Origin of the sequence: Streptomyces candidus (genome assembly GCF_014207445.1) — a bacterium.
Classification (GTDB): domain Bacteria; phylum Actinomycetota; class Actinomycetes; order Streptomycetales; family Streptomycetaceae; genus Streptomyces; species Streptomyces candidus.
The window spans coordinates 350,192-372,143 of the sequence record NZ_JACHEM010000003.1 but is presented as its reverse complement, the minus strand read 5'-3'; the positions used below and the strand labels follow the sequence as shown (position 1 = coordinate 372,143).

General features: G+C 72.0%; 23 protein-coding genes and 1 pseudogene. 14 read left to right on the top strand and 10 right to left on the bottom strand.

All coding sequences use genetic code 11. The annotated features are described in order from the left end of the window. The first annotated feature begins 31 nt into the window (after window positions 1-31). Window positions 32-1,711, top strand: a complete 1,680-nt coding sequence (locus tag HNQ79_RS07670) for a phospho-sugar mutase (RefSeq protein ID WP_185028305.1) — start codon at window positions 32-34, stop codon at window positions 1,709-1,711. 134 nt (window positions 1,712-1,845) lie between these two features. On the opposite strand, the gene HNQ79_RS33515 is transcribed toward HNQ79_RS07670, so the two are convergent. Next, window positions 1,846-1,974 (bottom strand): hypothetical protein, encoded by a 129-nt coding sequence (locus HNQ79_RS33515; protein ID WP_260421529.1) that lies wholly within the window; start codon window positions 1,972-1,974, stop codon window positions 1,846-1,848. 99 nt (window positions 1,975-2,073) lie between these two features. On the opposite strand from HNQ79_RS33515, the gene HNQ79_RS07665 reads away from it, so the two are divergent. After that, on the top strand, window positions 2,074-2,508 hold the full coding sequence (locus HNQ79_RS07665) for a VOC family protein (RefSeq protein WP_185028303.1): 435 nt from the start codon (window positions 2,074-2,076) through the stop codon (window positions 2,506-2,508). A 168-nt stretch (window positions 2,509-2,676) separates the two neighbouring features. Here HNQ79_RS07665 and HNQ79_RS07660 read toward each other — a convergent pair whose 3' ends face one another. The 3 genes from HNQ79_RS07660 to deoC are packed head-to-tail and all read right to left on the bottom strand — an operon-like array spanning window position 2,677 to window position 6,020. Then, window positions 2,677-3,630 (bottom strand): aldehyde dehydrogenase family protein, encoded by a 954-nt coding sequence (locus HNQ79_RS07660; RefSeq protein ID WP_185028301.1) that lies wholly within the window; start codon window positions 3,628-3,630, stop codon window positions 2,677-2,679. Then, window positions 3,623-5,053 carry an aldehyde dehydrogenase family protein gene (locus tag HNQ79_RS07655; protein WP_185028299.1) on the bottom strand — a complete coding sequence of 477 codons (1,431 nt, stop codon included), beginning with the start codon at window positions 5,051-5,053 and terminating at the stop codon, window positions 3,623-3,625. The genes HNQ79_RS07660 and HNQ79_RS07655 overlap by 8 nt, the downstream gene beginning before the upstream one ends. A gap of 4 nt (window positions 5,054-5,057) precedes the next feature. Then, window positions 5,058-6,020, bottom strand: coding sequence for a deoxyribose-phosphate aldolase (gene deoC / locus HNQ79_RS07650; RefSeq protein WP_185028297.1), 963 nt, complete (start codon window positions 6,018-6,020; stop codon window positions 5,058-5,060). A gap of 270 nt (window positions 6,021-6,290) precedes the next feature. Between deoC and HNQ79_RS07645 the strand changes: the two genes are divergently transcribed. After that, window positions 6,291-6,974, top strand: coding sequence for a PH domain-containing protein (locus tag HNQ79_RS07645; RefSeq protein WP_185028295.1), 684 nt, complete (start codon window positions 6,291-6,293; stop codon window positions 6,972-6,974). A gap of 70 nt (window positions 6,975-7,044) precedes the next feature. On the opposite strand, the gene HNQ79_RS07640 is transcribed toward HNQ79_RS07645, so the two are convergent. Further along, on the bottom strand, window positions 7,045-7,497 hold the full coding sequence (locus HNQ79_RS07640) for a hypothetical protein (RefSeq protein ID WP_229923332.1): 453 nt from the start codon (window positions 7,495-7,497) through the stop codon (window positions 7,045-7,047). 138 nt (window positions 7,498-7,635) lie between these two features. On the opposite strand from HNQ79_RS07640, the gene HNQ79_RS07635 reads away from it, so the two are divergent. Further along, window positions 7,636-8,334 carry a uridine kinase family protein gene (locus tag HNQ79_RS07635; RefSeq protein ID WP_229923333.1) on the top strand — a complete coding sequence of 233 codons (699 nt, stop codon included), beginning with the start codon at window positions 7,636-7,638 and terminating at the stop codon, window positions 8,332-8,334. Between the two features lie 215 nt (window positions 8,335-8,549). Here the strand turns inward: HNQ79_RS07635 and HNQ79_RS07630 are convergent, their stop codons facing one another. Then, window positions 8,550-9,398 (bottom strand): SigE family RNA polymerase sigma factor, encoded by an 849-nt coding sequence (locus HNQ79_RS07630; protein ID WP_185028291.1) that lies wholly within the window; start codon window positions 9,396-9,398, stop codon window positions 8,550-8,552. Window positions 9,399-9,590: 192 nt separating this feature from the next. Here HNQ79_RS07630 and afsQ1 point away from each other — a divergent pair, with 192 nt between their 5' ends. From afsQ1 to HNQ79_RS07605, 5 genes are all read left to right on the top strand, one after another. Beyond that, window positions 9,591-10,268, top strand: coding sequence for a two-component system response regulator AfsQ1 (afsQ1, locus tag HNQ79_RS07625; RefSeq protein ID WP_185028289.1), 678 nt, complete (start codon window positions 9,591-9,593; stop codon window positions 10,266-10,268). After that, on the top strand, window positions 10,265-11,797 hold the full coding sequence (locus tag HNQ79_RS07620) for an ATP-binding protein (protein WP_185028287.1): 1,533 nt from the start codon (window positions 10,265-10,267) through the stop codon (window positions 11,795-11,797). Before afsQ1 ends, HNQ79_RS07620 begins: the two co-directional genes overlap by 4 nt. Then, window positions 11,797-12,414: a hypothetical protein gene (locus tag HNQ79_RS07615; protein WP_185028285.1), complete on the top strand. Its 618-nt coding sequence runs from the start codon at window positions 11,797-11,799 to the stop codon at window positions 12,412-12,414. The genes HNQ79_RS07620 and HNQ79_RS07615 overlap by 1 nt, the downstream gene beginning before the upstream one ends. 121 nt (window positions 12,415-12,535) lie before the next feature. Continuing rightward, window positions 12,536-13,108, top strand: a complete 573-nt coding sequence (locus tag HNQ79_RS07610; RefSeq protein WP_373312508.1) for a VanZ family protein — start codon at window positions 12,536-12,538, stop codon at window positions 13,106-13,108. 100 nt (window positions 13,109-13,208) lie between these two features. Then, window positions 13,209-13,409, top strand: a complete 201-nt coding sequence (locus HNQ79_RS07605) for a PspC domain-containing protein (protein ID WP_185028282.1) — start codon at window positions 13,209-13,211, stop codon at window positions 13,407-13,409. A 98-nt stretch (window positions 13,410-13,507) separates the two neighbouring features. On the opposite strand, the gene HNQ79_RS07600 is transcribed toward HNQ79_RS07605, so the two are convergent. After that, complete coding sequence (locus HNQ79_RS07600; protein WP_185028280.1) at window positions 13,508-13,834, bottom strand: ATP-binding protein; 327 nt, start codon at window positions 13,832-13,834, stop codon at window positions 13,508-13,510. Between the two features lie 178 nt (window positions 13,835-14,012). Then, window positions 14,013-15,167, bottom strand: a complete 1,155-nt coding sequence (locus HNQ79_RS07595; RefSeq protein WP_185028278.1) for an adenosine deaminase — start codon at window positions 15,165-15,167, stop codon at window positions 14,013-14,015. A gap of 102 nt (window positions 15,168-15,269) precedes the next feature. On the opposite strand from HNQ79_RS07595, the gene HNQ79_RS07590 reads away from it, so the two are divergent. Together HNQ79_RS07590 and HNQ79_RS07585 are read left to right on the top strand one after the other, a co-directional pair. Next, window positions 15,270-16,019, top strand: coding sequence for an alpha/beta hydrolase (locus HNQ79_RS07590; protein ID WP_185028276.1), 750 nt, complete (start codon window positions 15,270-15,272; stop codon window positions 16,017-16,019). Between the two features lie 81 nt (window positions 16,020-16,100). Continuing rightward, complete coding sequence (locus HNQ79_RS07585) at window positions 16,101-17,207, top strand: calcium:cation antiporter (RefSeq protein ID WP_185028275.1); 1,107 nt, start codon at window positions 16,101-16,103, stop codon at window positions 17,205-17,207. Here the strand turns inward: HNQ79_RS07585 and HNQ79_RS07580 are convergent. Further along, window positions 17,197-18,213: a LysR family transcriptional regulator gene (locus HNQ79_RS07580; RefSeq protein ID WP_221507450.1), complete on the bottom strand. Its 1,017-nt coding sequence runs from the start codon at window positions 18,211-18,213 to the stop codon at window positions 17,197-17,199. The two genes, HNQ79_RS07585 and HNQ79_RS07580, sit on opposite strands and share 11 nt — an antisense overlap. Before the next feature lie 62 nt (window positions 18,214-18,275). Between HNQ79_RS07580 and HNQ79_RS07575 the strand changes: the two genes are divergently transcribed. From HNQ79_RS07575 to HNQ79_RS07565, 3 genes are all read left to right on the top strand, one after another. Then, on the top strand, window positions 18,276-19,610 hold the full coding sequence (locus HNQ79_RS07575; RefSeq protein WP_185028272.1) for an MFS transporter: 1,335 nt from the start codon (window positions 18,276-18,278) through the stop codon (window positions 19,608-19,610). A gap of 201 nt (window positions 19,611-19,811) precedes the next feature. Further along, complete coding sequence (locus tag HNQ79_RS07570; protein ID WP_373312519.1) at window positions 19,812-20,465, top strand: L,D-transpeptidase family protein; 654 nt, start codon at window positions 19,812-19,814, stop codon at window positions 20,463-20,465. 76 nt (window positions 20,466-20,541) lie between these two features. Further along, complete coding sequence (locus tag HNQ79_RS07565) at window positions 20,542-21,675, top strand: sigma-70 family RNA polymerase sigma factor (RefSeq protein WP_185028268.1); 1,134 nt, start codon at window positions 20,542-20,544, stop codon at window positions 21,673-21,675. 39 nt (window positions 21,676-21,714) lie between these two features. Here the strand turns inward: HNQ79_RS07565 and HNQ79_RS33510 are convergent. Continuing rightward, window positions 21,715-21,897: pseudogene (locus HNQ79_RS33510) on the bottom strand (STAS domain-containing protein); the annotation flags it as partial. Window positions 21,898-21,952: the final 55 nt, after the last annotated feature.

Below are 21,952 nucleotides of genomic sequence, written 5' to 3'. Positions count from 1 at the left end.
GGACTTCCCGTTCTTTCCCGAAAGGCGACCCGTGCTCCAGGACACCCCCTCAGACCTTCTCGCCCGCGCCAGCGCCTGGCTCGCAGAGGACCCCGACCCCGAGACCCGCGAAGAGCTCGCCGAGCTCATCGACACCGGGGACACCGCCGAGCTGGCCGCCCGCTTCTCCGGCACCCTCCAGTTCGGCACCGCCGGGCTGCGCGGCGAGCTCGGCGCGGGGCCCATGCGCATGAACCGTGCCGTCGTCATCCGCGCCGCCGCCGGTCTCGCGGCGTACCTGGCGAAGCAGCCGGGCCATCCCCGCTCGTCCGACGACCTGGTGGTCATCGGGTACGACGCGCGCCACAAGTCCGCCGACTTCGCACGCGACACGGCGGCCGTGATGACGGGCGCGGGCCTGCGCGCCGTACTGCTGCCGCGTCCGCTGCCCACCCCCGTACTGGCCTTCGCCATAAGGCACCTGGGCGCGGTGGCGGGTGTGGAGGTCACCGCCAGCCACAACCCCCCGCGCGACAACGGCTACAAGGTCTACCTGGGCGACGGCTCGCAGATCGTGCCGCCCGCCGACGCGGAGATCGCCGCCGAGATCGACGCCGTCGCCGTCCTCGCCGACGTACCGCGTCCCGACGACGGCTGGACGGTGCTCGACGAGGAGGTCCTGGAGGCGTACCTGGCCCGTACGGACGCGGTCCTGGCCCCCGGTTCGCCGCGCGGCGCCCGTACCGTCTACACGGCCATGCACGGCGTCGGCAAGGACGTCCTGCTGGCCGCCTTCGCCCGCGCGGGCTTCCCCGAGCCGGTCCTCGTCGCCGAACAGGCCGAGCCCGACCCGGACTTCCCGACCGTCGCCTTCCCCAACCCGGAGGAGCCCGGCGCGATGGACCTCGCCTTCGCGACGGCCCGCCGTACCTCCCCCGCCCCCGACCTGGTCATCGCCAACGACCCGGACGCGGACCGCTGTGCGGTGGCCGTTCCGGACGGCTCCGTCGAGGGCGGCTGGCGCATGCTCCGCGGCGACGAGGTCGGCTCGCTCCTCGCCGCCCACCTCGCCCGCAAGGGCGGCCTCGCGCCCGACGCGGTCTTCGCCGAGTCGATCGTCTCCTCCTCCCTCCTGGGCCGCATCGCCGCGCACGCGGGCATCCGCCACGAGGAGACCCTCACCGGCTTCAAGTGGATCGCCCGGGTCGACAACCTGCGGTACGGGTACGAGGAGGCCCTCGGCTACTGCGTGGACCCCGAAGGCGTCCGCGACAAGGACGGCATCACCGCCGCCCTGGCCGTCACCGAACTCGCCTCCGAGCTCAAGGAGCAGGGCCGCACCCTCCTCGACCTGCTCGACGAGCTGGCGGTCACGCACGGCCTGCACGCCACCGACCAGCTCTCGGTACGGGTACAGGACCTGAGCATCATCGCCGACGCGATGACCCGCCTCCGTACGGCTCCCCCGGCCCACCTGGCCGGTCTGCCGGTCGTCTCCGCCGAGGACCTGAGCCGGGGCACGGAGTCGCTCCCGCCGACGGACGGCCTGCGCTACCACCTGACGGGCGCGCGCGTCATCGTCCGGCCGTCCGGCACCGAGCCGAAGCTCAAGTGCTACCTGGAGGTCGTCGTCCCGGTCCCGGACGCAGCCGCTCTCCCGGCGGCCCGCGCCCAGGCGGCCGACATCCTGGCCGCCATCAAGCGCGACCTGTCGGCGGCGGCGGGCATCTGACCTCCTGCCCCGTTCCGCCTCCCGAAGTCCCGCCCACCGGCCCGCACCGGAGGGCGGGACTTCGCGTTTCCCGCGCCCCGGTTCCGGCCCGGATCACCCCCGCGCGACGCACCGTGCGGCTCCCGACCAGGGGGCTACTTCCGGCCCTTGAGCTTGTGGAACAAGAAGATCACTCCCGCCACAACGAGGACCAGGAACAAGAAGACCGACAGAAGGGTCATCACCACTGGCCCCGCGTCGTCGGAACTCTCCGCTGTCGTCATGGAGCCCGGGTACCCCCGGCCCTCCGGCCGAACCGCCGAGAGTCGGCCACCGCGACCGCACCGCGCGGAGCGGCACGAGGGTCCTGTTATCGTGCGCCGATGTCAACGATCAGGCAGATCCAAATCACCTTCGACTGCGCGGAACCCACGCGGCTCGCCGCCTTCTGGTGCGAGGTTCTGGGGTACGTCCTTCCCCCGGTCCCGGAGGGGTTCGCCACCTGGGAGGAGCACCAGCACTCGCTGCCGTTGGAGGAGCGGGAGGTCTACTTCGCGTGCAGCGATCCCTCCGGCGCGGGACCGCGCGTGCTCTTCCAGCGCGTTCCCGAAGGGAAGACGGTGAAGAACCGGCTGCACGTGGACGTACGGGCCGGTATCGGGCTCGTGGGTGACGAGCGTCTGGCCACCCTGGAAGCCGAGTGCGCACGACTCGTCGCGCTCGGCGCGGTGCACCTGTACACGATGCGCGCCGACGGCGAGAACGAGTCCTGCGTCGTGATGCAGGACATCGAGGGCAACGAGTTCTGCCTCGACTGAGGCGCGCGCCCCTCGGGGTGCCCGCACCGCGAGGATCCGTGCGTACGGGGTCCCGCACGCGCGGCCCCGTACGGCGAAAACGAAGCCCCGCTCCCCTGGCGCAGAAGGAGCGGGGCTTCGGCCGTGCGCCGGCGTCCGTACCGGTGCCCCGGAGTCCGGGTCGGACGGTCAGTACGCCGAGCCCGACGCGCCCAGCGAACCCGTCGGGTGCCAGACCGTCTTGGTCTCCAGGAACGCGGTGAGGCGCTCCGTGCCCTGGGGCGCCGTCCAGTCCGTCGCGGACGACGGGCGCAGGACGCGCTTCAGGTTGTCGGCCGCGGCGATCTCCAGGTCGCGTGCCAGGTCGGTGCCCGCGCCCGCTCCCGTGAGGTCGATCGCGTTGACGTCCTGGTGGGCGGCGAGGGAGGGAGCGATTTCCGCGGCCCTGCCGGTGAGGATGTTGACGACGCCGCCGGGGAGGTCGGAGGTCGCCAGGACCTCGCCCAGGGTCAGGGCGGGAAGCGGGGACTTCTCCGAGGCGACGACGACCGTGGTGTTGCCGGTCGCGATCACGGGGGCGAGCACGGACACCAGGCCCAGGAACGACGAGTCCTGGGGGGCGACGACCGCGACCACGCCGGTCGGCTCCGGGGTGGAGAGGTTGAAGTACGGGCCCGCCACCGGGTTCCCGCCGCCCGCGATCTGGGCGATCTTGTCGGTCCAGCCCGCGTACCAGACCCAGCGGTCGACGGCCGCGTCCACCACGGCCGCGGCCCTGGACTTCGAGAGGCCCTCGGCGTCGGCCACGTCGCGCACGAACTGGTCGCGGCGGCCTTCGAGCATCTCCGCGATGCGGTAGAGGATCTGGCCGCGGTTGTAGGCGGTCGCACCGGACCACGGGCCGAAGGCCTTGCGGGCGGCGACGACCGCGTCCCGGGCGTCCTTGCGGGAGGAGAGGGGGGCGTTGGCCAGCCACGTCCCCTTGCTGTCTTGCACTTCGTACACCCGGCCGCTCTCGGAACGCGGGAACTTCCCGCCCACGTACAGCTTGTAGGTCTTGAAGACGCTCAGACGCCTCGCGTCGGACTGCTTCGCGTCGGACTGCTTCGCGTCGGACTGCTTCACGTCGGTCGACTCAGACATCGAGGTACGCCTCCAGGCCGTGGCGACCGCCCTCGCGGCCGTAACCCGACTCCTTGTAGCCGCCGAACGGCGACGTGGGGTCGAACTTGTTGAATGTGTTGGCCCAGACGACGCCCGCCCGGAGCTTGTTCGCGACCGCGAGGATGCGCGAGCCCTTCTCCGTCCAGATGCCCGCGGAGAGGCCGTACTGGGTGTTGTTGGCCTTGGCCACCGCCTCGTCCGGGGTCCGGAAGGACAGGACGGACAGCACCGGGCCGAAGATCTCGTCGCGGGCGACCGTGTGCGCCTGGGTGACGTTCGTGAAGAGCGTCGGCGCGAACCAGTAGCCGGAGGACGGGAGTTCGCAGGGCGCGGACCAGCGCTCGGCGCCCTCCGCCTCGCCCGTGTCGGCGACGGCCTTGATACGGGCGAGCTGCTCGGCGGAGTTGATCGCGCCGATGTCGGTGTTCTTGTCGAGCGGGTCGCCCAGCCGCAGGGTGGACAGCCGGCGCTTCAGCGCGTCCAGCAGCTCGTCCTGGATCGACTCCTGGACCAGGAGGCGCGAGCCCGCGCAGCAGACCTGGCCCTGGTTGAAGAAGATGCCGGTGACGATGCCCTCGACGGCCTGATCGATCGGCGCGTCGTCGAAGACGATGTTCGCGCCCTTGCCGCCCAGTTCGAGGGTGACCTTCTTGTTCGTGCCCGCGACCGAGCGGGCGATGCCCTTGCCGACGGCGGTCGAGCCGGTGAAGGCGACCTTGTTGACGTCCGGGTGGCCGACCAGGGCCGCACCCGTGTCGCCGTAGCCCGGAATGATGTTGACGACGCCGCGCGGCAGACCCGCCTGGCGGCAGATGTCCGCGAAGAAGAGCGCGGACAGCGGGGTGGTCTCGGCGGGCTTCAGGACGACCGTGTTGCCGGTGGCGAGCGCCGGGGCGATCTTCCACGCGAGCATCAGCAGCGGGAAGTTCCAGGGGATGACCTGGCCGGCGACGCCGAGGGGGCGCGGGTTCGCGCCGTAACCGGCGTGGTCGAGCTTGTCGGCCCAGCCCGCGTAGTAGAAGAAGTGCGCGGCGACCAGGGGGAGGTCGGCGTCCCGGGTCTCCTTGATCGGCTTGCCGTTGTCCAGCGTCTCCAGGACGGCCAGCTCGCGGCTGCGCTCCTGGATGATGCGGGCGATGCGGAAGAGGTACTTGGCGCGCTCGGAGCCCGGCAGCGCGGACCACTTCTGGAAGGCCCTGCGGGCGGCCCGGACCGCGCGGTCCACGTCCTCCTGGCCCGCGAGGGCCACCTCGGACAGGACCTCTTCGGTGGAGGGGGACACGGTCTTGAAGACCTTGCCGTCCGTGGCCTCGACGAACTCGCCGTCGATGAACAGGCCGTAGCTCGGCGCGATGTCGACGACCGCGCGGGACTCCGGCGCGGGTGCGTACTCGAAGGTCATGGGATCAGTCCACCGTCACGTAGTCGGGGCCGGAGTAGCGGCCCGTGCTGAGCTTCTGACGCTGCATCAGCAGGTCGTTGAGGAGGCTGGAGGCGCCGAAGCGGAACCAGTGGTTGTCCAGCCAGTCCGCGCCCACGGTCTCGTTGACCAGTACCAGGAACTTGATCGCGTCCTTGGTGGAGCGGATGCCGCCGGCCGGCTTCACGCCGATCTGGATGCCGGTCTGCGCGCGGTAGTCCCGTACGGCTTCCAGCATCAGCAGCGTGTTGGGCGGGGTGGCGTTGACCGCGACCTTGCCCGTGGAGGTCTTGATGAAGTCCGCGCCGGCCAGCATGCCGAGCCAGGAGGCGCGGCGGATGTTGTCGTACGTGGACAGCTCACCGGTCTCGAAGATCACCTTGAGCCGGGCGCGGTCCCCGCACTCGGCCTTCACGGCGACGATCTCCTCGTACACCTTCAGGTAGTGCCCGGCGAGGAAGGCTCCCCGGTCGATCACCATGTCGATCTCGTCCGCGCCCGCCTCGACGGCGTCGCGCACGTCGGCCAGCTTGACCGGGAGGGCGGCGCGGCCCGCCGGGAAGGCGGTCGCGACGGAGGCGACCTTGATACCGGTTCCGGCCAGGGCCTCCTTGGCGGTGGCCGCCATGTCCGGGTAGACGCAGATCGCGGCGACCCTCGGGGTCGTGCGGTCGGTGGGGTCCGGGTGGGCGCCCTTGGCGCACAGCGCCCGGACCTTGCCGGGGGTGTCCGCGCCTTCGAGCGTGGTCAGGTCGATCATCGAGATGGCCAGGTCGATGGCGTACGCCTTGGCCGTGGTCTTGATCGAGCGCGTACCGAGCGCGGCGGCGCGGGCCTCCAGGCCGACGGCGTCGACGCCGGGCAGCCCGTGCAGGAAGCGGCGCAGTGCGCTGTCGGACGCGGTCGCGTCGACAAATGCGGATGCGGGAGCGGATGCAGAGGTGGGCATGGTCACCACTGGAGCATATCTACGCGCGTAGCGACCTGTACACCCCGTAGGGAAAGGAGGTGCCACCCCGTAGGGAAAGGAGGTGCCACCCCATGGGCCGAGAAGGTGTCACCCCGCAGGGAGAAGAGGCGCCGCCCCGGAGGGAACGCGGTGTGGCCCGAAGGGAAGGCGGTCCTCACCGCCCCGCGAGCGCACGCCCGCCCCGGGCCGCACCGTGACCGGAGACACAGGAGCTTCGGCCTCGAACGGACGTCAGGCAGAATCGGCCCCATGACAAGCAGCGGTCCCTCTCCCTCCCCCGGCAGCTCCGGCGGCTCCGGCGGCTCCGGCGGCTCCGACGAGTCGACGGGCTACGCCGACCGCGTCTTCCGTTCGGGTGCCAACGTCTTCTGGGGCGTCCTGATGCTCGCTGTCGCCGCCTGGCTCTCCGTCGACGCGATGCTCAAGACGGACGCGCACACGATGGGGGCCGTGCTCGCGGGGCTGGCGTTCGCGGTTCCGCTTGTCGTGGCGTTCCTGCTGCGCCCGGCCGTGTACGCCAACGAGGACCGGCTCCGGATCCGCAACCCGTTCCGGACGATCGTGCTGCCGTGGGGGGCCGTCGACGCGATCCGTACCGGTTACACCAGTGAGGTGCTGGCAGGCGGCGCGAAGTACCAGCTGTGGGCCGTCCCGGTGTCGCTCCGGCAGCGCAAGAGGGCGGTCCGCACCCAGGCGAAGGCCACCGCATCCGGGGAGCTGCACACCGGCCGCGCGCCGCTCGGCCGGCCCTCGCGGGGCGGCGACAGCCACGTCGCGTCGAGCGACCAGCGGGTCATCGACCTCCAGGACCTCGCCGAGCGCAACGCCGCCCGCCCGTCCGCGCAGGGCGAGGCATCGGTGCGCTGGGCGTACGAGATCATGGGGCCGTGCCTGGCGGGGCTGATCGCGCTGGTCGTGCTGCTCGCCGTCTGACGGACGGGGTGCGCGCCTGCCCCTGACCCCACGCGGGGCCAACCCCGGCGGCGGCCCCGTCCTCTCCCGCTCAGCCCGGCAGAAGGCCCAGGGCCCGGCCCGCCACCGGCAGGTCCTTCGTTGCGCCGCCGTTCGCCAGCGGGGCCGTCACGAGCCCCGTATGGACCGGCCGGAAGTCGGCGAGCTGGGTGCCGATCGTATTGTTCAGCGGGTCGGCGCTGGTGCCCGCCAGCGGGTCGAGCTGCACGTTCTTGGCGGGTCCGAGGCCGCCGGCCGCGGAGTGGGTGAGCGCGCCCACCAGAGCCTGACCGGCGGTCGGGGCGGCCTCGGTGCCGTCGGCCGGCTGGCCGACCCCGGCGGGCAGCGCCGCGTCTGGGGCCGCCTGGGCCGCGCCCGCCCCGGCCGCCAGGGCCGCGCCGACCGCGGCCACGGTGAGTCCGGCCCGCAGGAGGGAGCGGCGCGGCGGTCGCGGGGCTGCGTGACGTGGTGCCTGTGCCATGAGTGAGTCGCCCGTCTGCGTCATGGATCGAGTTCCGGAGCGGCACCGGAACGAAGATCAAGTGATCATCTGCGTACGCAGAGTAGTTGACGAGCGGTGCGGTGCACCAACGACTCCGCCCGGGGAGACCTCCACGGGGCTCATGCCGCACACTTGTCTCCCGTGAGCTCTTCTCCTCCGACGGCCCGCGTCGTCCTCCTCGCGGGTCCCTCCGGCTCCGGGAAGTCGTCCCTCGCCGCACGCGCCGGTCTGCCCGTACTGCGCCTGGACGACTTCTACAAGGAGCACGACGACCCGACGCTTCCGCAGGTCGAGGGCAGTACGGACATCGACTGGGACTCCCCGCTGTCGTGGGACGCGGACGTGGCGGTGGCCGCGATCCTGGAACTGTGCCGTACGGGCCGGACGACCGTCCCGGTGTACGACATCGCCACCAGCGCACGGGTGTCCGAGGAAGCGCTCGACATCGCCCGCACGCCCCTGTTCGTGGCGGAGGGCATCTTCGCGGCGGACATCGTGGCGAGGTGCCGCGAACTGGGCGTCCTGGCGGACGCGCTGTGTCTGCGGGGGCGGCCCTTCACGACGTTCCGGCGGCGGCTGCTGCGGGACGTGCGGGAGGGGCGCAAGTCGGTGCCGTTCCTCGTGCGCCGCGGGTGGCGGCTGATGCGGGCCGAGCCGGGGATCGTGGCGCGGCACGTGGCGCTGGGCGCGCATGCCTGCGGCAAGGACGAGGCGCTGGGGCGGCTGGCGGGAGCGGCGGCGGGCCGCTGCCCCGGCGCCGGACGGGCGAGCGTGGTCCCGGACGCGGCGAGCCAGGCCCCGGGGGCGGGCGTCGGCACGCTGGCGGAGCCGACGGCGTAGCACCGCCGCGCACAGGCTCCGACACCGGCCGGTCCCCCCAGAGCCCCGCTGTCGAAAGCACTGCGGGCACGCGAAAGCGGGACCGCGTCGGACCCCCCGGCCGACGTGGCCCCGCTTCGCTCTCCCGCACCCCCGTGCTCTCGCCGTCTCCCCCGAAACGACGACCCCCGTCGTGCCCTCGGCGACCCGTTCGCGCCGTGGGGCACCTCGTGCCCTCAGGCGACCAGTTCGCCGAAGGACTCTTCCTCGTCACGGCCGAAGCTGAGGACCTCGTCCTCGCGCATCCGGCGCAGGGAGCGCCAGATGCTGGACTTCACCGTGCCGACACTGATGTCGAGGATGTCCGCGATCTCGGGATCGGTACGGCCCTCGTAGTAGCGCAGGACGAGCATCGTGCGCTGGAGTTCGGGGAGCCGGGCCAGGGCCTGCCACAGGACGGCGCGCAGTTCGGTGCCGCGCATGGCGTCCGTGTCGCCGACCGTCTCCGGCAGCTCCTCCGTCGGGTACTCGTTCAGCTTGCGGCGGCGCCACGCGCTGATGTGCAGGTTGGTCATGGTGCGGCGGAGGTAGCCCCCGACCGCCGCCTTGTCACTGATCCTGTCCCAGGCGCGGTACGTCGAGAAGAGGGCGCTCTGCAGCAGGTCCTCGGCCTCGAAGCGGTCGCCGGTCAGGTGGTAGGCGGTTGCGTACAGGGAGGCGCGGCGCTCCTGGACGTAGGCGGTGAACTCCGCCTCCGCCGCCGTCGCGGGTACCCGCTCCCCCGTGCCCTCCCCGTACGTCGCCCGTGCCGCTGCCGGCGCTCCCCCGAACGCCCCCCCGGCAGCCGCTCCCCCGTTCCCCCCGTTGGTTCCCCCCTTGGTCCCCCCGTCGGTCCCCCCCGGGCCCGACGTTCCCCCCGGCACGTCCACGGTCGTCATGTACTGGCTGTACGACGACGTCCGCGAACGCCCGGCACCACGACCACACCCCCGAACGGTCACGGCGCCGGACTTCTCGACGCTCCGTACGACGTCGTGGAGACGCGTGACAACTGCGCTTGAGTTGGTGCTGTGCAGTGCGTTCATCTCGCGCCCCCCGTCGGTGGAGTCCGTAGCGGTCCGTGTGAGAAAGAGCTTGCCCGTGCAGTTTCATCGGGCTGTCCGGCGACTGTCACAGGCGCGTCACAGGGGCGGTCATGACGAGTGGCGTTACCACCCGTGGCGATGGGAGCGCTCCAACTGTCGAAGTCCTGCGCCCGGATGGGCCAGAATGAGCGCGTGCCCTTCCTGTTGCTGATCGAGGACGACGACGCCATCCGTACGGCGCTTGAGCTGTCGCTCACCCGCCAAGGACACCGTGTTGCCACGGCGGCAACCGGTGAGGACGGCCTGAAGCTGCTGCGCGAGCAGCGGCCCGACCTGATCGTGCTGGATGTGATGCTGCCAGGGATCGACGGCTTCGAGGTGTGCCGGAGGATCAGACGCACCGATCAGCTGCCGATCATCCTGCTCACCGCGCGCAGTGACGACATCGACGTGGTGGTCGGTCTGGAGTCCGGGGCCGACGACTACGTCGTGAAGCCGGTGCAGGGGCGGGTGCTCGACGCGCGGATCCGGGCCGTGCTGCGGCGCGGCGAACGGGAGGCCAACGACGCCGCCTCGTTCGGGTCCTTGGTGATCGACCGGTCGGCGATGACGGTGACGAAGAACGGCGAGGACCTGCAACTGACGCCGACCGAGCTGCGGCTGCTGCTCGAACTGAGCCGACGGCCGGGTCAGGCGCTGTCCCGGCAGCAGTTGCTGAGGCTGGTGTGGGAGCACGACTACCTGGGCGACTCCCGGCTGGTCGACGCGTGCGTGCAGCGGTTGCGGGCGAAGGTCGAGGACGTGCCGTCGTCGCCGACGCTCATCCGTACGGTCCGTGGTGTGGGCTACCGGCTGGACAGTCCTTCGTGAGTACGGCTCTCAAGCGTGCCCTGCTGGCCGGGCTGCGCTGGACCAGTTTGCGGCTGCGGCTGGTGGTGGTGTTCGCGCTGGTGGCGCTGACGGCCGCGGTGTCGGTGGCGGGGATCGCCTATTGGCTGAACCGCGAGGCCGTACTGACGCGCACCCAGGACAGTGCCCTCGACGACTTCCGGCAGTCCATGCAGAGCCGCGTCGCGTCCCTGCCCCTCAACCCCACCCAGGCCGAACTGCAGCGCACCGCCGAGCAGATGTCGGCGCTGAGCGCGCGTCCCGGGTACAGCGTGCTGCTGGTGGACAGCCGTGACGACGGCAAGCCCGTGGTCGGCTACTCCGACCTCGACGAGTTCACCCTCGACAACGTGCCGCCCAAGCTCCAGGAGCAGGTGAACAGGGAACAGCCGGTGTCCGGCGGCAATGCGCACCCGTACCACCTCTTCTGGATGCGTACGCAGCTGGACGGGGCGCCGTACCTGGTGGGCGGGGCGAAGGTCATCGGGGGCGGGCCGACCGGGTACATGCTGACCTCGCTCAAGCAGGAGCGGGACGATCTGAACTCGCTGGCCTGGTCGCTGGGGATCGCGACCGGTCTCGCCCTGCTCGGCTCGGCGCTGCTCGCCCAGGCCGCCGCCACGACCGTACTGAAGCCCGTGCAGCGGCTCGGGGACGCGGCGCGGCGGCTCGGGGAGGGCAAGCTGGACACCCGGCTGCGGGTCTCCGGTACCGATGAACTGGCCGACCTCTCACGGACGTTCAACCGGACGGCCGCGCAGCTGGAGAAGAAGGTCGCGGACATGAGCGCCCGGGAGGAGGCGAGCCGTCGCTTCGTCGCGGACATGTCGCACGAATTGCGGACGCCGCTGACCGCGATCACGGCGGTGGCGGAGGTGCTGGAGGACGAGGCGGACAGCCTCGACCCGATGATCGCTCCCGCCGTGCACCTGGTGGTGAGCGAGACCCGGCGGCTCAACGACCTCGTCGAGAACCTGATGGAGGTCACCCGCTTCGACGCGGGCACGGCGCGGCTGGTCGTCGACGACGTGGACGTGGTCGACCAGCTCACGGCCTGCCTGGACGCGCGTGCCTGGCTGGACGCCGTCGAGCTGGACGCGACGCGGGGGCTGATGGCACGGCTCGACCCGCGCCGGCTCGATGTCATCCTGGCGAACCTGGTCGGCAACGCCCTCAAGCACGGCGGTTCACCCGTCGGGGTCTCGGTGCGGGCCGACGACGGCGAGCTGGTGATCGAGGTACGGGACCACGGCCCCGGCATCCCGGCGGAGGTCCTCCCGCATGTCTTCGACCGCTTCTACAAGGCGAGCGCCTCGCGGCCCCGGTCCGAGGGCAGCGGGCTCGGCCTGTCCATCGCGATGGAGAACGCGCTCATCCACGGCGGCACCATCACGGCCGCCAACTGCCCGGACGGCGGCGCGAAGTTCACGCTCCGGCTGCCCCGGGACGTGTCGCCGGAGCCCGGACCGGACTCCGGTCCGGACACCGCTGCGGTACGGGAGGGAAGCTGATGGCGCGGTCGGCAGGGGTCGGAGCACGGGTACGGCGGGCGTCGGCGTTGGCGGGCACGGCCCTCGCCTTCGCGGTGGCGGCGTCGGGGTGCGGGATCCGGAGCACGCAGGTGCCGGTGAACGCGGGGCCCGCGCCGTCCCGGGTGTCCTGCGACGTCCCCTCGAAAGCGGCGTCCGCACCGTCGGAGGCGGGGTCCACGGTACGGGTGTTCCTGGTGTGCGGGGCCGGGCTGGTGTCCGTGCAGCGGGTGGTGGGGGTGTCCGCCGAGACGATGACGGCCGACCGGATGCGGGCCGCGCACGCGCTCCTCGACGAGTTGCAGAAGGACCCGTCGCACGAGGAGAAGCAGGCCGGTTTCAGTACGGACGTACGCGGGTCGCTGACGGTCTCCGCGGGCCGACGCGGGGACCCGCCGGGAGCGCTGCGGCTCAGCCGCGAACCCGACGACCTGCCGCCGCACGCGCTCGCCCAGATCGTGTGCACGTACTCGGGCAGCGCGGCCGACGACGGGGGCGGCTCCGTGGAACTGGGCGGCCCCGCCGAGGACCCGCCCCGCAAGTACCAGTGCACGGCGGCGCTGAAGGCCCGCCCGGAAGCGGCCCCGGACCCGCGGTGACCGGGCGGGGGCCGGGCCGGCCCACGGGCCCGGCCGAGCTGCACCGCCCCCGGTGACCGTGCGCCGCGTGCCACACCCGTGGCAGGGAACCGTTCCCCGTGCGCCCCGCGTCTTGGGGGTCGTGCGTCCAGCTCCGATCGGCAGTGCCGTCACCCGCTTCCGCGCGACGGGGAGACTCCTCCTCCTCGCGCATCTGCTCTTCGTCGCCTGGGTCGCCCTGCGTCCCCTCGACGACGTGCTGTGGGTGACCGCACCCAATCTGCAGCCGCTGGCCGGCATCCGGGCCGATCTCGCGCTGGGCCCCGTCGAGGGGGCCCGCCGGATCGGCGAGGGCCTGCTGCTGCTCGCCCCGCTCGGCGTACTGCTGCCGATGGCGGGCGGCCGCCTCCAGGTCCCGCCGTTCGTGTCCCTCGTGCGTACGGTCGCGGCCGGGGCGTTCCTGTCGCTCGGCATCGAGCTGTGGCAGACCGGGGTGCCGGGCCGGGTCGTGGACGTCGACTCGCTGCTGCTGAACACCGCCGGCATCGCGCTCGCCCACCTCGCCGTCGTACCGCTGACCCGGGCCAGGCTGCGGCGCAGGTGGGAGGCGGCCCGGGGGGCGGCTCGTACCCGGGTAGGGGGTGCGCCCCTGACGGGGGAGGACGCGGGGGCAGGGACGACCCCGAGGATTCCCAGGGTCCACGTCGCCCCGTAGAGCGATGCCCGGAGAGTGCGCGGGCAGGAGTATGGAGACATCGGGAGCACTTACCGCGCTCCCCCGCTCTGCACCTACGAAGCTCGTTAAGGAGCCCGCCATGACCGCACTTGCCCGACCCCGCGACGGCCGTGTGATCGGTGGAGTGTGCGCAGCGCTGGCCCGGCGTTTCGGCACCTCCTCGACCACGATGCGCGTGATCTTCCTGGCCTCGTGCCTGCTGCCGGGGCCGCAGTTCCTGCTCTACCTGGCACTGTGGATCTTCCTGCCGGCCGAGCGGACCTCGAAGACCGCCTGGTGACGAGGGCCGCCCGGTGACACCGGCCCGCCCGGTCATGCCGAAGGGGCGCGCCCCCCATTGCGGGAGGCGCGCCCCTTCGTCGTGTCGCGTGCGCCGGATCAGCCGCCGAGACCCGGCAGGCCGCCGGTGGGCAGCGCGCTGGTGGGCAGACCGCCGAGGAGACCCTTGCCCGGGATGGCGCTGTCGCTGACCGCGGCGGTGGGCTTGCCGAGCGCGTTCGTGCCTGCCTTCAGCGCTTCGGGGCCGCCGGCGGGAAGCGTACTCGCGGCCTGCTCCACGGGGAGGGCGGCGGTGACGGTGGACAACGTGCCGGCGGCGTCGGGGAGCGCGGGGGCGGCAGCCGCGGTGGCAGAACCGGCGGCGGCGGCGACGAAGGCGGCACCGAGGGCGGCGGCACCGATGCTCTTGGCAGCAGACTGCTTCATGAAAACAACGTCCTCAGGGGAATTCGGGGAGTTGAGCGGCTCTGCAAGCTAGTCAGAGGTCCTGTCGCCCCGCAAACACCCCGCGGCCGGGGGTTGATATCCCCGGCCGCTTGTGCGAGACGTCTGCGCTCCTTTGTTCCGCACAGGAAAGCCGCTGTTCACCGCGGTCGTTCGGGGCCTACTGGAAGAGCCACTGCGACTTCAGTTCGGCATATCCGGGCTTGATGACGTCGCTGATCATGGCGAGACGTTCATCGAAAGGAATGAAGGCGCTCTTCATCGCATTGACGGTCGTCCACAGCATGTCGTCGAGCGTGTACCCGAAAGCACCGATCAGGTGCTCGAACTCGCGGCTCATGCTGGTGCCGGACATCAGACGGTTGTCGGTGTTGACCGTCACCCGGAACTGGAGCTTGCGCAGCAGGCCGAAGGGGTGATCGGCGTACGAGGTCGCCGCGCCCGTCTGCAGGTTGGAGGTGGGGCACATCTCCAGCGGGATGCGCTTGTCCCGTACGTACGCGGCCAGGCGGCCCAGCTTGACGCTGCCGTCCGTCTCGTCGACCTCGATGTCGTCGATGATGCGGACGCCGTGGCCGAGGCGGTCGGCGCCGCACCACTGGAGCGCCTGCCAGATCGACGGCAGGCCGAAGGCCTCGCCCGCGTGGATGGTGAAGTGGTTGTTCTCGCGCTTGAGGTACTCGAAGGCGTCGAGGTGGCGGGTGGGAGGGAAGCCCGCCTCGGCGCCCGCGATGTCGAAGCCGACGACGCCGGTGTCCCGGTAGCGGTTGGCGAGTTCGGCGATCTCCAGGGCGCGCGCGGCGTGCCGCATCGCGGTGAGGAGGGCGCCGACGCGGATGCGGTGGCCGTTGGCGCGGGCCCGGCGCTCGCCCTCGCGGAAACCGTCGTTGACCGCTTCGACGACCTCTTCGAGGGTGAGGCCGTTCTCCAGGTGCTGCTCGGGCGCGTACCGGACCTCCGCGTACACGACGCCGTCCTCGGCGAGGTCCTCGGCGCACTCGGCGGCCACCCGGAAGAGGGCGTCGCGGGTCTGCATGACGGCGCAGGTGTGCGCGAAGGTCTCCAGGTAGCGCTCCAGCGAACCGGAGTCCGCGGCCTCGCGGAACCAGATGCCGAGCTTGTCGGCGTCCGTCTCGGGGAGGTTCTCGTAACCCGTCTCGCGGGCGAGCTCGACGATCGTGGCGGGGCGGAGGCCGCCGTCGAGGTGGTCGTGGAGCAGCACCTTCGGTGCCCGGCGGATCTGGTCCGCGGTGGGCGTGTTGAGGGGCTGTCCCGCCGTCTGCTGCGTGGTCTGCTTCGTGGTCTGGCTCGTCATTGAGGCACTGTAGCCCCTACGCGCGTAGACAGCACCGGTCGATACGTAACAGTGACCGTGCGGGCGGGTGGTCCCGGACGCCGGTTCTGAGACTGTTCTGTCATGACACAGCAAGTCGCGCCGGGGCCGACCCCCCGGCTGGGGCGGGCCGTCGGGGCGCCCGGGGTGCCGGGCGGAACCGTGGGCGGCGTCGTTCTCGTACTTCCCGCGGGCGCGCCGGAGTCCTCGCGGGGGCCGTCCGCCCGGGCCTACGCGGCGGCCCGCCCGCTCGCCCGCCGGGTCGCCGGGGCCGGGGCCGCGGACGGGCTCGTCGCCCATGTGGTGCGGTACCGGGGACGCGGATGGAACGGGGAGGCGGCCCGGCTCGCGGCGGACGCCCGGTGGGCGGTGGAGGAGGCGGTACGGCGCTACGGCGACGTGCCGGTGTGCCTGGCGGGGCTCCACATGGGCGGCCGGGCGGCCCTGCGGGCGGCCGGTCACCCGGCGGTCACCTCGGTGGTGGCGCTGGCCCCCTGGCTGCCGGACGGCGGCGAGGAGGATCCGGTGCGGCAGCTCGCCGGGCGGCGGGTGCTGATCGCGCACGGGACGGACGACGGGCGGGCCGACCCCGAGCTGTCGTTCCGGCTGGCGGCGCGGGCGAAGAAGGCGAACCGCGACGTGTGCCGGTTCGAGGTCCACTCGGACGGGCACGGCATGCGGCAGCACCGGGCGGAGGTGCGGGCGCTCGTCGCGGACTTCGCGGTGGGCTCGCTCTTCGGACGGCCGTACGCCCGGCCGCTGGCGGACGCACTGGCGGCCCCGCCGCCGCTGGGGCTGCGGATGCCGCTGGCGCTGGGCTTCGGGCAGAGGTAGGGCCGGCGCCCCGTCCGACTCCTGGGGCCTGCCCGGCCCTCCGACGCGCACCGCCCGCGCCCTTCTGCCACTGTCGGATCCATGAGCAGCACCTCAGCCCGCCTCCGCGTCCCCCACTGGTCCGGCGTCGTCCCCGTCCTGGCCGTTGTCCTGCTCGCGTTCTCCTGGGGGCGCGAGGGCATGGCGGGTCCCGTCGTCGCGCTCCTGGCCTGCTTCCTGGGCGGGGCCGTCCTCGCCGCCGTGCACCACGCGGAGGTGGTGGCGCACCGCGTCGGCGAGCCCTTCGGGTCGCTCGTACTGGCCGTCGCCGTGACCATCATCGAGGTCGCGCTGATCGTCACCCTGATGGCCGACGGCGGCGACAAGAGCGCCTCACTCGCCCGGGACACGGTCTTCGCCGCCCTGATGATCACCCTGAACGGCATCGTGGGCATCTCGCTGCTGGTGGGCGCCCTCAAACGGCGGGTCGCGGTCTTCAATCCGGAGGGGACGGTGGCCGCCTTCGGGGCGGTGGCCACCCTCGCCGGGCTGAGCCTCGCCCTGCCGACGTTCACGACGAGCACGCCGAAGGCCGAGTTCTCGACGACGCAGCTGGTCTTCGCGGCACTGGCCGCCGTGGTGCTGTACGGGTTGTTCGTCGTGACCCAGACCGTGCGGCACCGCGACTACTTCCTCCCCGTCACCCACGAGGGCAAGGTCATCGCGGAGGACGAGCACGCCTCCCCGCCGGCCGCCAGGACCGCGATGCTCAGCCTCGGGCTGCTCGCGGTGTCCCTCGTCGCGGTGGTCGGGCTGGCCAAGGGCGTGTCGCCCACCATCGAGTCCGGGGTGGCCGCCGCCGGGCTGCCCGCGTCCGTGGTCGGCGTCGTCATCGCGCTGCTGGTGCTGCTGCCGGAGAGCATCGCGGCGGTACGGGCGGCCAGGCGCGACCGGGTGCAGACCAGCCTCAACCTCGGTCTCGGGTCGGCGATGGCCAGCATCGGGCTGACCATTCCGGCGGTCGCGATCGCGTCGATCTGGATGGAAGGGCCGCTGCTGCTGGGACTCGGGCCGACGCACATGGTGCTGCTGGCGCTGACCGTGGCGGTGGGCACGCTGACCTTCGTACCGGGGCGGGCGACACCGTTGCAGGGCGGCGTGCACCTGTCGCTGTTCGCGGCCTACCTGGTGCTGGCGGTCAGTCCGTAGCGGCCCCCGCCGGGCCCGTCGCGGGCTCGGGTGCGGTCGCGGGTTCGGGCGCGGCCTCCGGCAGCAGGCGTCCGCGCCGCGACAGCAGGAAGCGTTTGAACGCGGCGACGGGCGGGGTGTCCGGGTGCCCGTCCAGCCAGGCGACGCCGATCTCGCGGGCGGCGCGCGGGGCGGTGACGGTGAGCTCCACGACCCCGGGGCGGGCGACCGCCGGAGGTGGCAGCAGCGCCACGCCGAGCCCGGCGGCGACCAGGCCGCGCAGGGTCTCCGCCTCCTCGCCCTCGAAGGCGACCCGGGGGCGGAAGCCCGCCTGCGCGCACAGGTCGTCGGTGATGCGGCGCAGCCCGTAGCCCGGTTCGAGGGTGACGAAGGTTTCGTCGGCGGCCTCGGCGAGGCGGACGCGCTTGCGGACGGCGAGGCGGTGGTCGTCGGGCACGACGAGACGCAGCCGCTGTTCGTCGAGGCGGCGGGCCACCAGGTCGGGGGCCTCGGGGACGGGCGAGGTGAGGCAGAGGTCGAGGTCACCGGCGCGCAGCCGTTCCAGCATCGCCTCGCCGTAGTTCTGGACGAGCTGGAAGCGGATGTGCGGGTGGTCGGCACGGAACGCGCGGATCAGGGCGGGGACCGTTTCGGAGCCCATGGTGTGCAGGAACCCGAAGGCGATCTTCCCCGAGGTGGGGTCGGCGTCGGCGCGTACGGACTCGGCCGCCTTCTCGACCTCGGCGAGGGCGCGTTCGACCGTGGTGAGGAAGGTGCGGCCGGCCGGGGTGAGGGAGACGGTGCGGCCCTTGCGGGCGAACAGAGTGACGTCCAGGTCCTGTTCGAGCCGGACCATCGCGCGCGAGAGGGTCGACTGCGGGACGCCCAGCTCGTGCGCGGCGCGGGTGACGTGCTCGTGACGGGCGACCGCGGCGAACTGCGCGAGGCGCGGGGCAAGTACCTGCTGGATGTCTTCTTCGTTACTGTTCGGTGACACCCGACTCTGTGAGCTCGGCTTATGCAACATGGCATGAAGTATCGCGTGTTTGTGCATTGGACGCATGAGAAGGCACGATCTAGGTTTCAGGCATGCCTTCCGCCAGTAGTACGGCGTCCATACCTGTGGTTGTGGGCGCCGATCCTTCCGTTTCCTTTGATTCCTCTGCACAGAGGGGGTCGAGCGAGCCCGTGGACCCGCGGCTCGCTCCCTCCTCCCCCGGTTTCCGCAGGATGAGCTTCGCGCTCTTCGCGGCCGGGATGGCGGCCTTCGCGCTGCTCTACTCCACGCAGGCGCTGCTGCCCGCGATCTCCGCCGATCTGAACGTGACCGCTGCGCAGGCGAGTTGGACGGTGTCGGCGGCCACCGGCGCGCTCGCTCTGTTCGTACTGCCGCTCAGTGCGCTCTCCGAGCGGTTCGGGCGGCGGACCGTGATGACGTACGCCCTGGTGGTGGCCGTCGTGGTGGCGCTGGTGATCCCCTTCGCGCCGGACGTCGAGTGGCTGATCGCGCTGCGCGCGGTGCAGGGTGCGGCGCTGGCCGGGCTGCCCGCTTCCGCGATGGCCTACCTGGCGGAGGAGGTACGGCCGAAGGCGCTGGTGGCGGCGATCGGGCTGTTCGTGGCGGGCAACTCGCTCGGCGGGATGAGCGGGCGGATCGTGACCGGCTGGGCCGCCCAGCTGTGGGGCTGGCGGGCCGCGCTGGCCGCCGTGGGACTGATGGCACTGGTGTGCGCGGTGGTGTTCCGGCTGCTGCTGCCGAAGGCGCGCAACTTCCGCCCCGGCAGCCTCGACCCGCGGGCACTGGCCAAGACCGTCGGCACGCACCTCTCCGATCCGCTGCTGCGCAGGCTTTACGCGATCGGCGCGCTCTTCATGACCGTCTTCGGCGCCGTCTACACGGTGATCGGCTACCGGCTGGCCGAGGCGCCCTTCAGCCTCCCGCAGGGCGTCGTCGGCTCGGTCTTCCTGGTCTACCTGGTGGGAACGGCGTCCTCGGCGGGCGCCGGCACGCTGGTGGCGCGCACCGGGCGGCGCGGGGCGCTGTACCTGGCGGTGTCCACCACGGCGGTGGGGCTGCTGCTGTCGCTCTCGCACTCCCTGGCGGGCGTGCTGGCGGGGCTGGTGCTCATCACGGCGGGCTTCTTCGCCGGGCACGCGGTCGCCTCCTCCTCGGTGAGCCGCACCGCGAAGACCGGCCGCGCGCAGGCGTCGGCGCTCTACCAGTCGGCGTACTACCTCGGTTCCAGCGTCGGCGGCACCCTCGGCGCGGTGGCGTTCCACGCGGGCGGCTGGGAGGCCACCGTCGGCCTCGGCCTGCTGGCCGTCGTCGGCGTCGCCTCGATCACGCTGTACGGGACGCGCTGCGCGCGGGTGGAGCGGCGCTCCCTCGTGGTGGCCGGACGGAGCGCTGTCACGAATTCGTGACACTTCAACTCCCTTGTCGGTACAACGCATTGGCTTCCCCGCCCGTCTGAACGGGCAGGAAACGTGCAGTACGGCACGCACGCGCGTGCTGCACGACAGGGGAGAGGGAAGTCCATGGGGGACAACAACGGAAGAGTCGGCACCGTACGGCTGCGGCACGCGCTCCGCACCCGGACGGGCATCGCCGCGGGGATCGCCGCGATGGTGGTCCCGGTGGCACTGACGGTGGGGGCCGCCGCCCCCGCCCAGGCGGCGCCGTCCTGCACGGCGGGCACGGGGCCGTACCAGAAGCAGGTGGAGCGGTTCCTGGGGCTGAAGGCGGACGGCAGGCAGTCCGCCGCCGACTGCCGTGCGATACGGGCCTTCCAGTCCAAGCACGGCATCACGCCCACCGCCGGGTACGCGGGCTCCGTGACCTGGGGCGCGATGGACTTGATGAACAAGCAGAAGGCCGCCGGGCGCAACCCGAACGCGGCCGGCAGGTGTCCGACCAACAAGGGCCGCATCGCCTGCGTCGACCTGACACGGCAGCTGTCCTGGATCCAGGACGGCAAGAAGCTCACGTACGGCCCGGTCCCGGTGCGCACCGGCCGCGACGGCAACGAGACCAGGACCGGGTCGAAGCGGATCTACCAGCGGACCCTGAACCACTGGTCGTCGCTGTACAAGGTGTGGATGCCGTACTCGCAGTTCTTCGACGGCGGGATCGCCTTCCACTCGGTGACCAAGTCCATGTGGAACCCGCCGGGATCGCGCGGCTGCGTCAACATGCGGCCGGGCGACGCGAAGGCGTACTGGAACCTGCTGAAGCGCGGTGACGACGTCTTCGTGTACGGGCGCAAGCCGGGTACGTGACAGGGCGGTTCACCGCATTCGGCAGCCGCTGTCAGACCCCTCCCGTAGAGTTTCACCACACAGCAGTGGTGGGTGGATGAACGGGTGGGGTGGACCTGTGAGTGATGTTGCGACGCCAGGAGTGGAAGCACAACTGGAGGACTACCGGACCGAGTTGACCGGTTACTGCTACCGGATGCTCGGCTCCGCCTTCGAGGCGGAGGACGCCGTGCAGGACACGATGGTGCGCGCGTGGCGCAGTCAGGACCGGTTCGAGGGGCGTTCCTCGCTGCGGTCCTGGCTGTACCGGATCGCCACCAACGTATGTCTGGACATGCTCGGCAGCAGCAAGAAACGGGCCCGCCCGATGGACTTCTCCGATCCCAAGCCGCTCGCCCAGGCGCAGCTGAACCCGCAGCCGGAGGCGGCGTGGCTGGAGCCGGTCCCCGACGGGCGGGTACTGAGCCCCGTCGCGGACCCGGCGGAGACCGCCGTGGCCCGCGAGTCCGTACGGCTGGCCTTCGTGGCGGCCCTCCAGCACCTGCCGCCCAAGCAGCGCGCGGTGCTGATCCTGCGCGAGGTGCTCGCGTGGAAGGCGAGCGAGGTCGCGGAACTTCTGGAGACGAGCGTCGCCTCGGTCAACTCCGCGCTCCAGCGGGCACGTGCCACGCTCGCCGAGTCGAAGACGGGCGAGTCGGACACCGCCAAGCCGATGGACGAGGAACAGCAGAAACTCCTCGAACGGTATGTGGCGGCCTTCGAGGGCTACGACATGAAGACGCTGACGGCGCTGCTCCACGAGGACGCCGTGCTCTCCATGCCCCCGTTCGACCTGTGGCTGGTCGGCGCCGCGGACATCACCGGCTTCATGCTCACGCACGGTGCGGCGTGCAACGGCTCGCGGATGCTGGCCACGGTGGCCAACGGCACGCCCGCGTTCGCCCAGTACCACCCGACGCCCGCCGGACACTTCGAGCCGTGGGCGCTCCAGGTCATCGAGATCTCAGACGGCCGGATCTCCCACATCAACACGTTCCTCGACACCAAGCGGTGGTTCCCGCTGTTCGACCTCCCGGCCAGGATCGAGGCCGACGGCACTCCGGGTCCGCCCGCCGTCCCCGGGGGGATCTCCGGATTCGAGGCCGCCGCCGCGGCTGCTGCCGGGGGCGGTGCTGCCGGTGGCGCCGGTGCTGCCGGTGGCGTCGAAGGTGAGGCCGACGAGGTCCAGTAGGCCGGTCAGTTCACGGCTGGGGTGCGCCAGATGGAAGCGGCACCCCAGCCTCCGGGCGGTCAGCCGCATCCGGGTCAGCGCCTCCACGGCGGCCAGCCCGGGGTCGGTGAGGGCGGAGACGTCGCAGTGCAGTTCCGTCGCGCCGGTGACCAGGAGGTGTGCGCGCAGCCGCTCGCACAGGTGCGGTACGTCGGCCCTGGTCACCGGCCCGACGAGCGCCATGGGGTGATGCGTCGATGAGTCTTCCACGGGGGTAGGACCGGGCGGACGGCCAAAA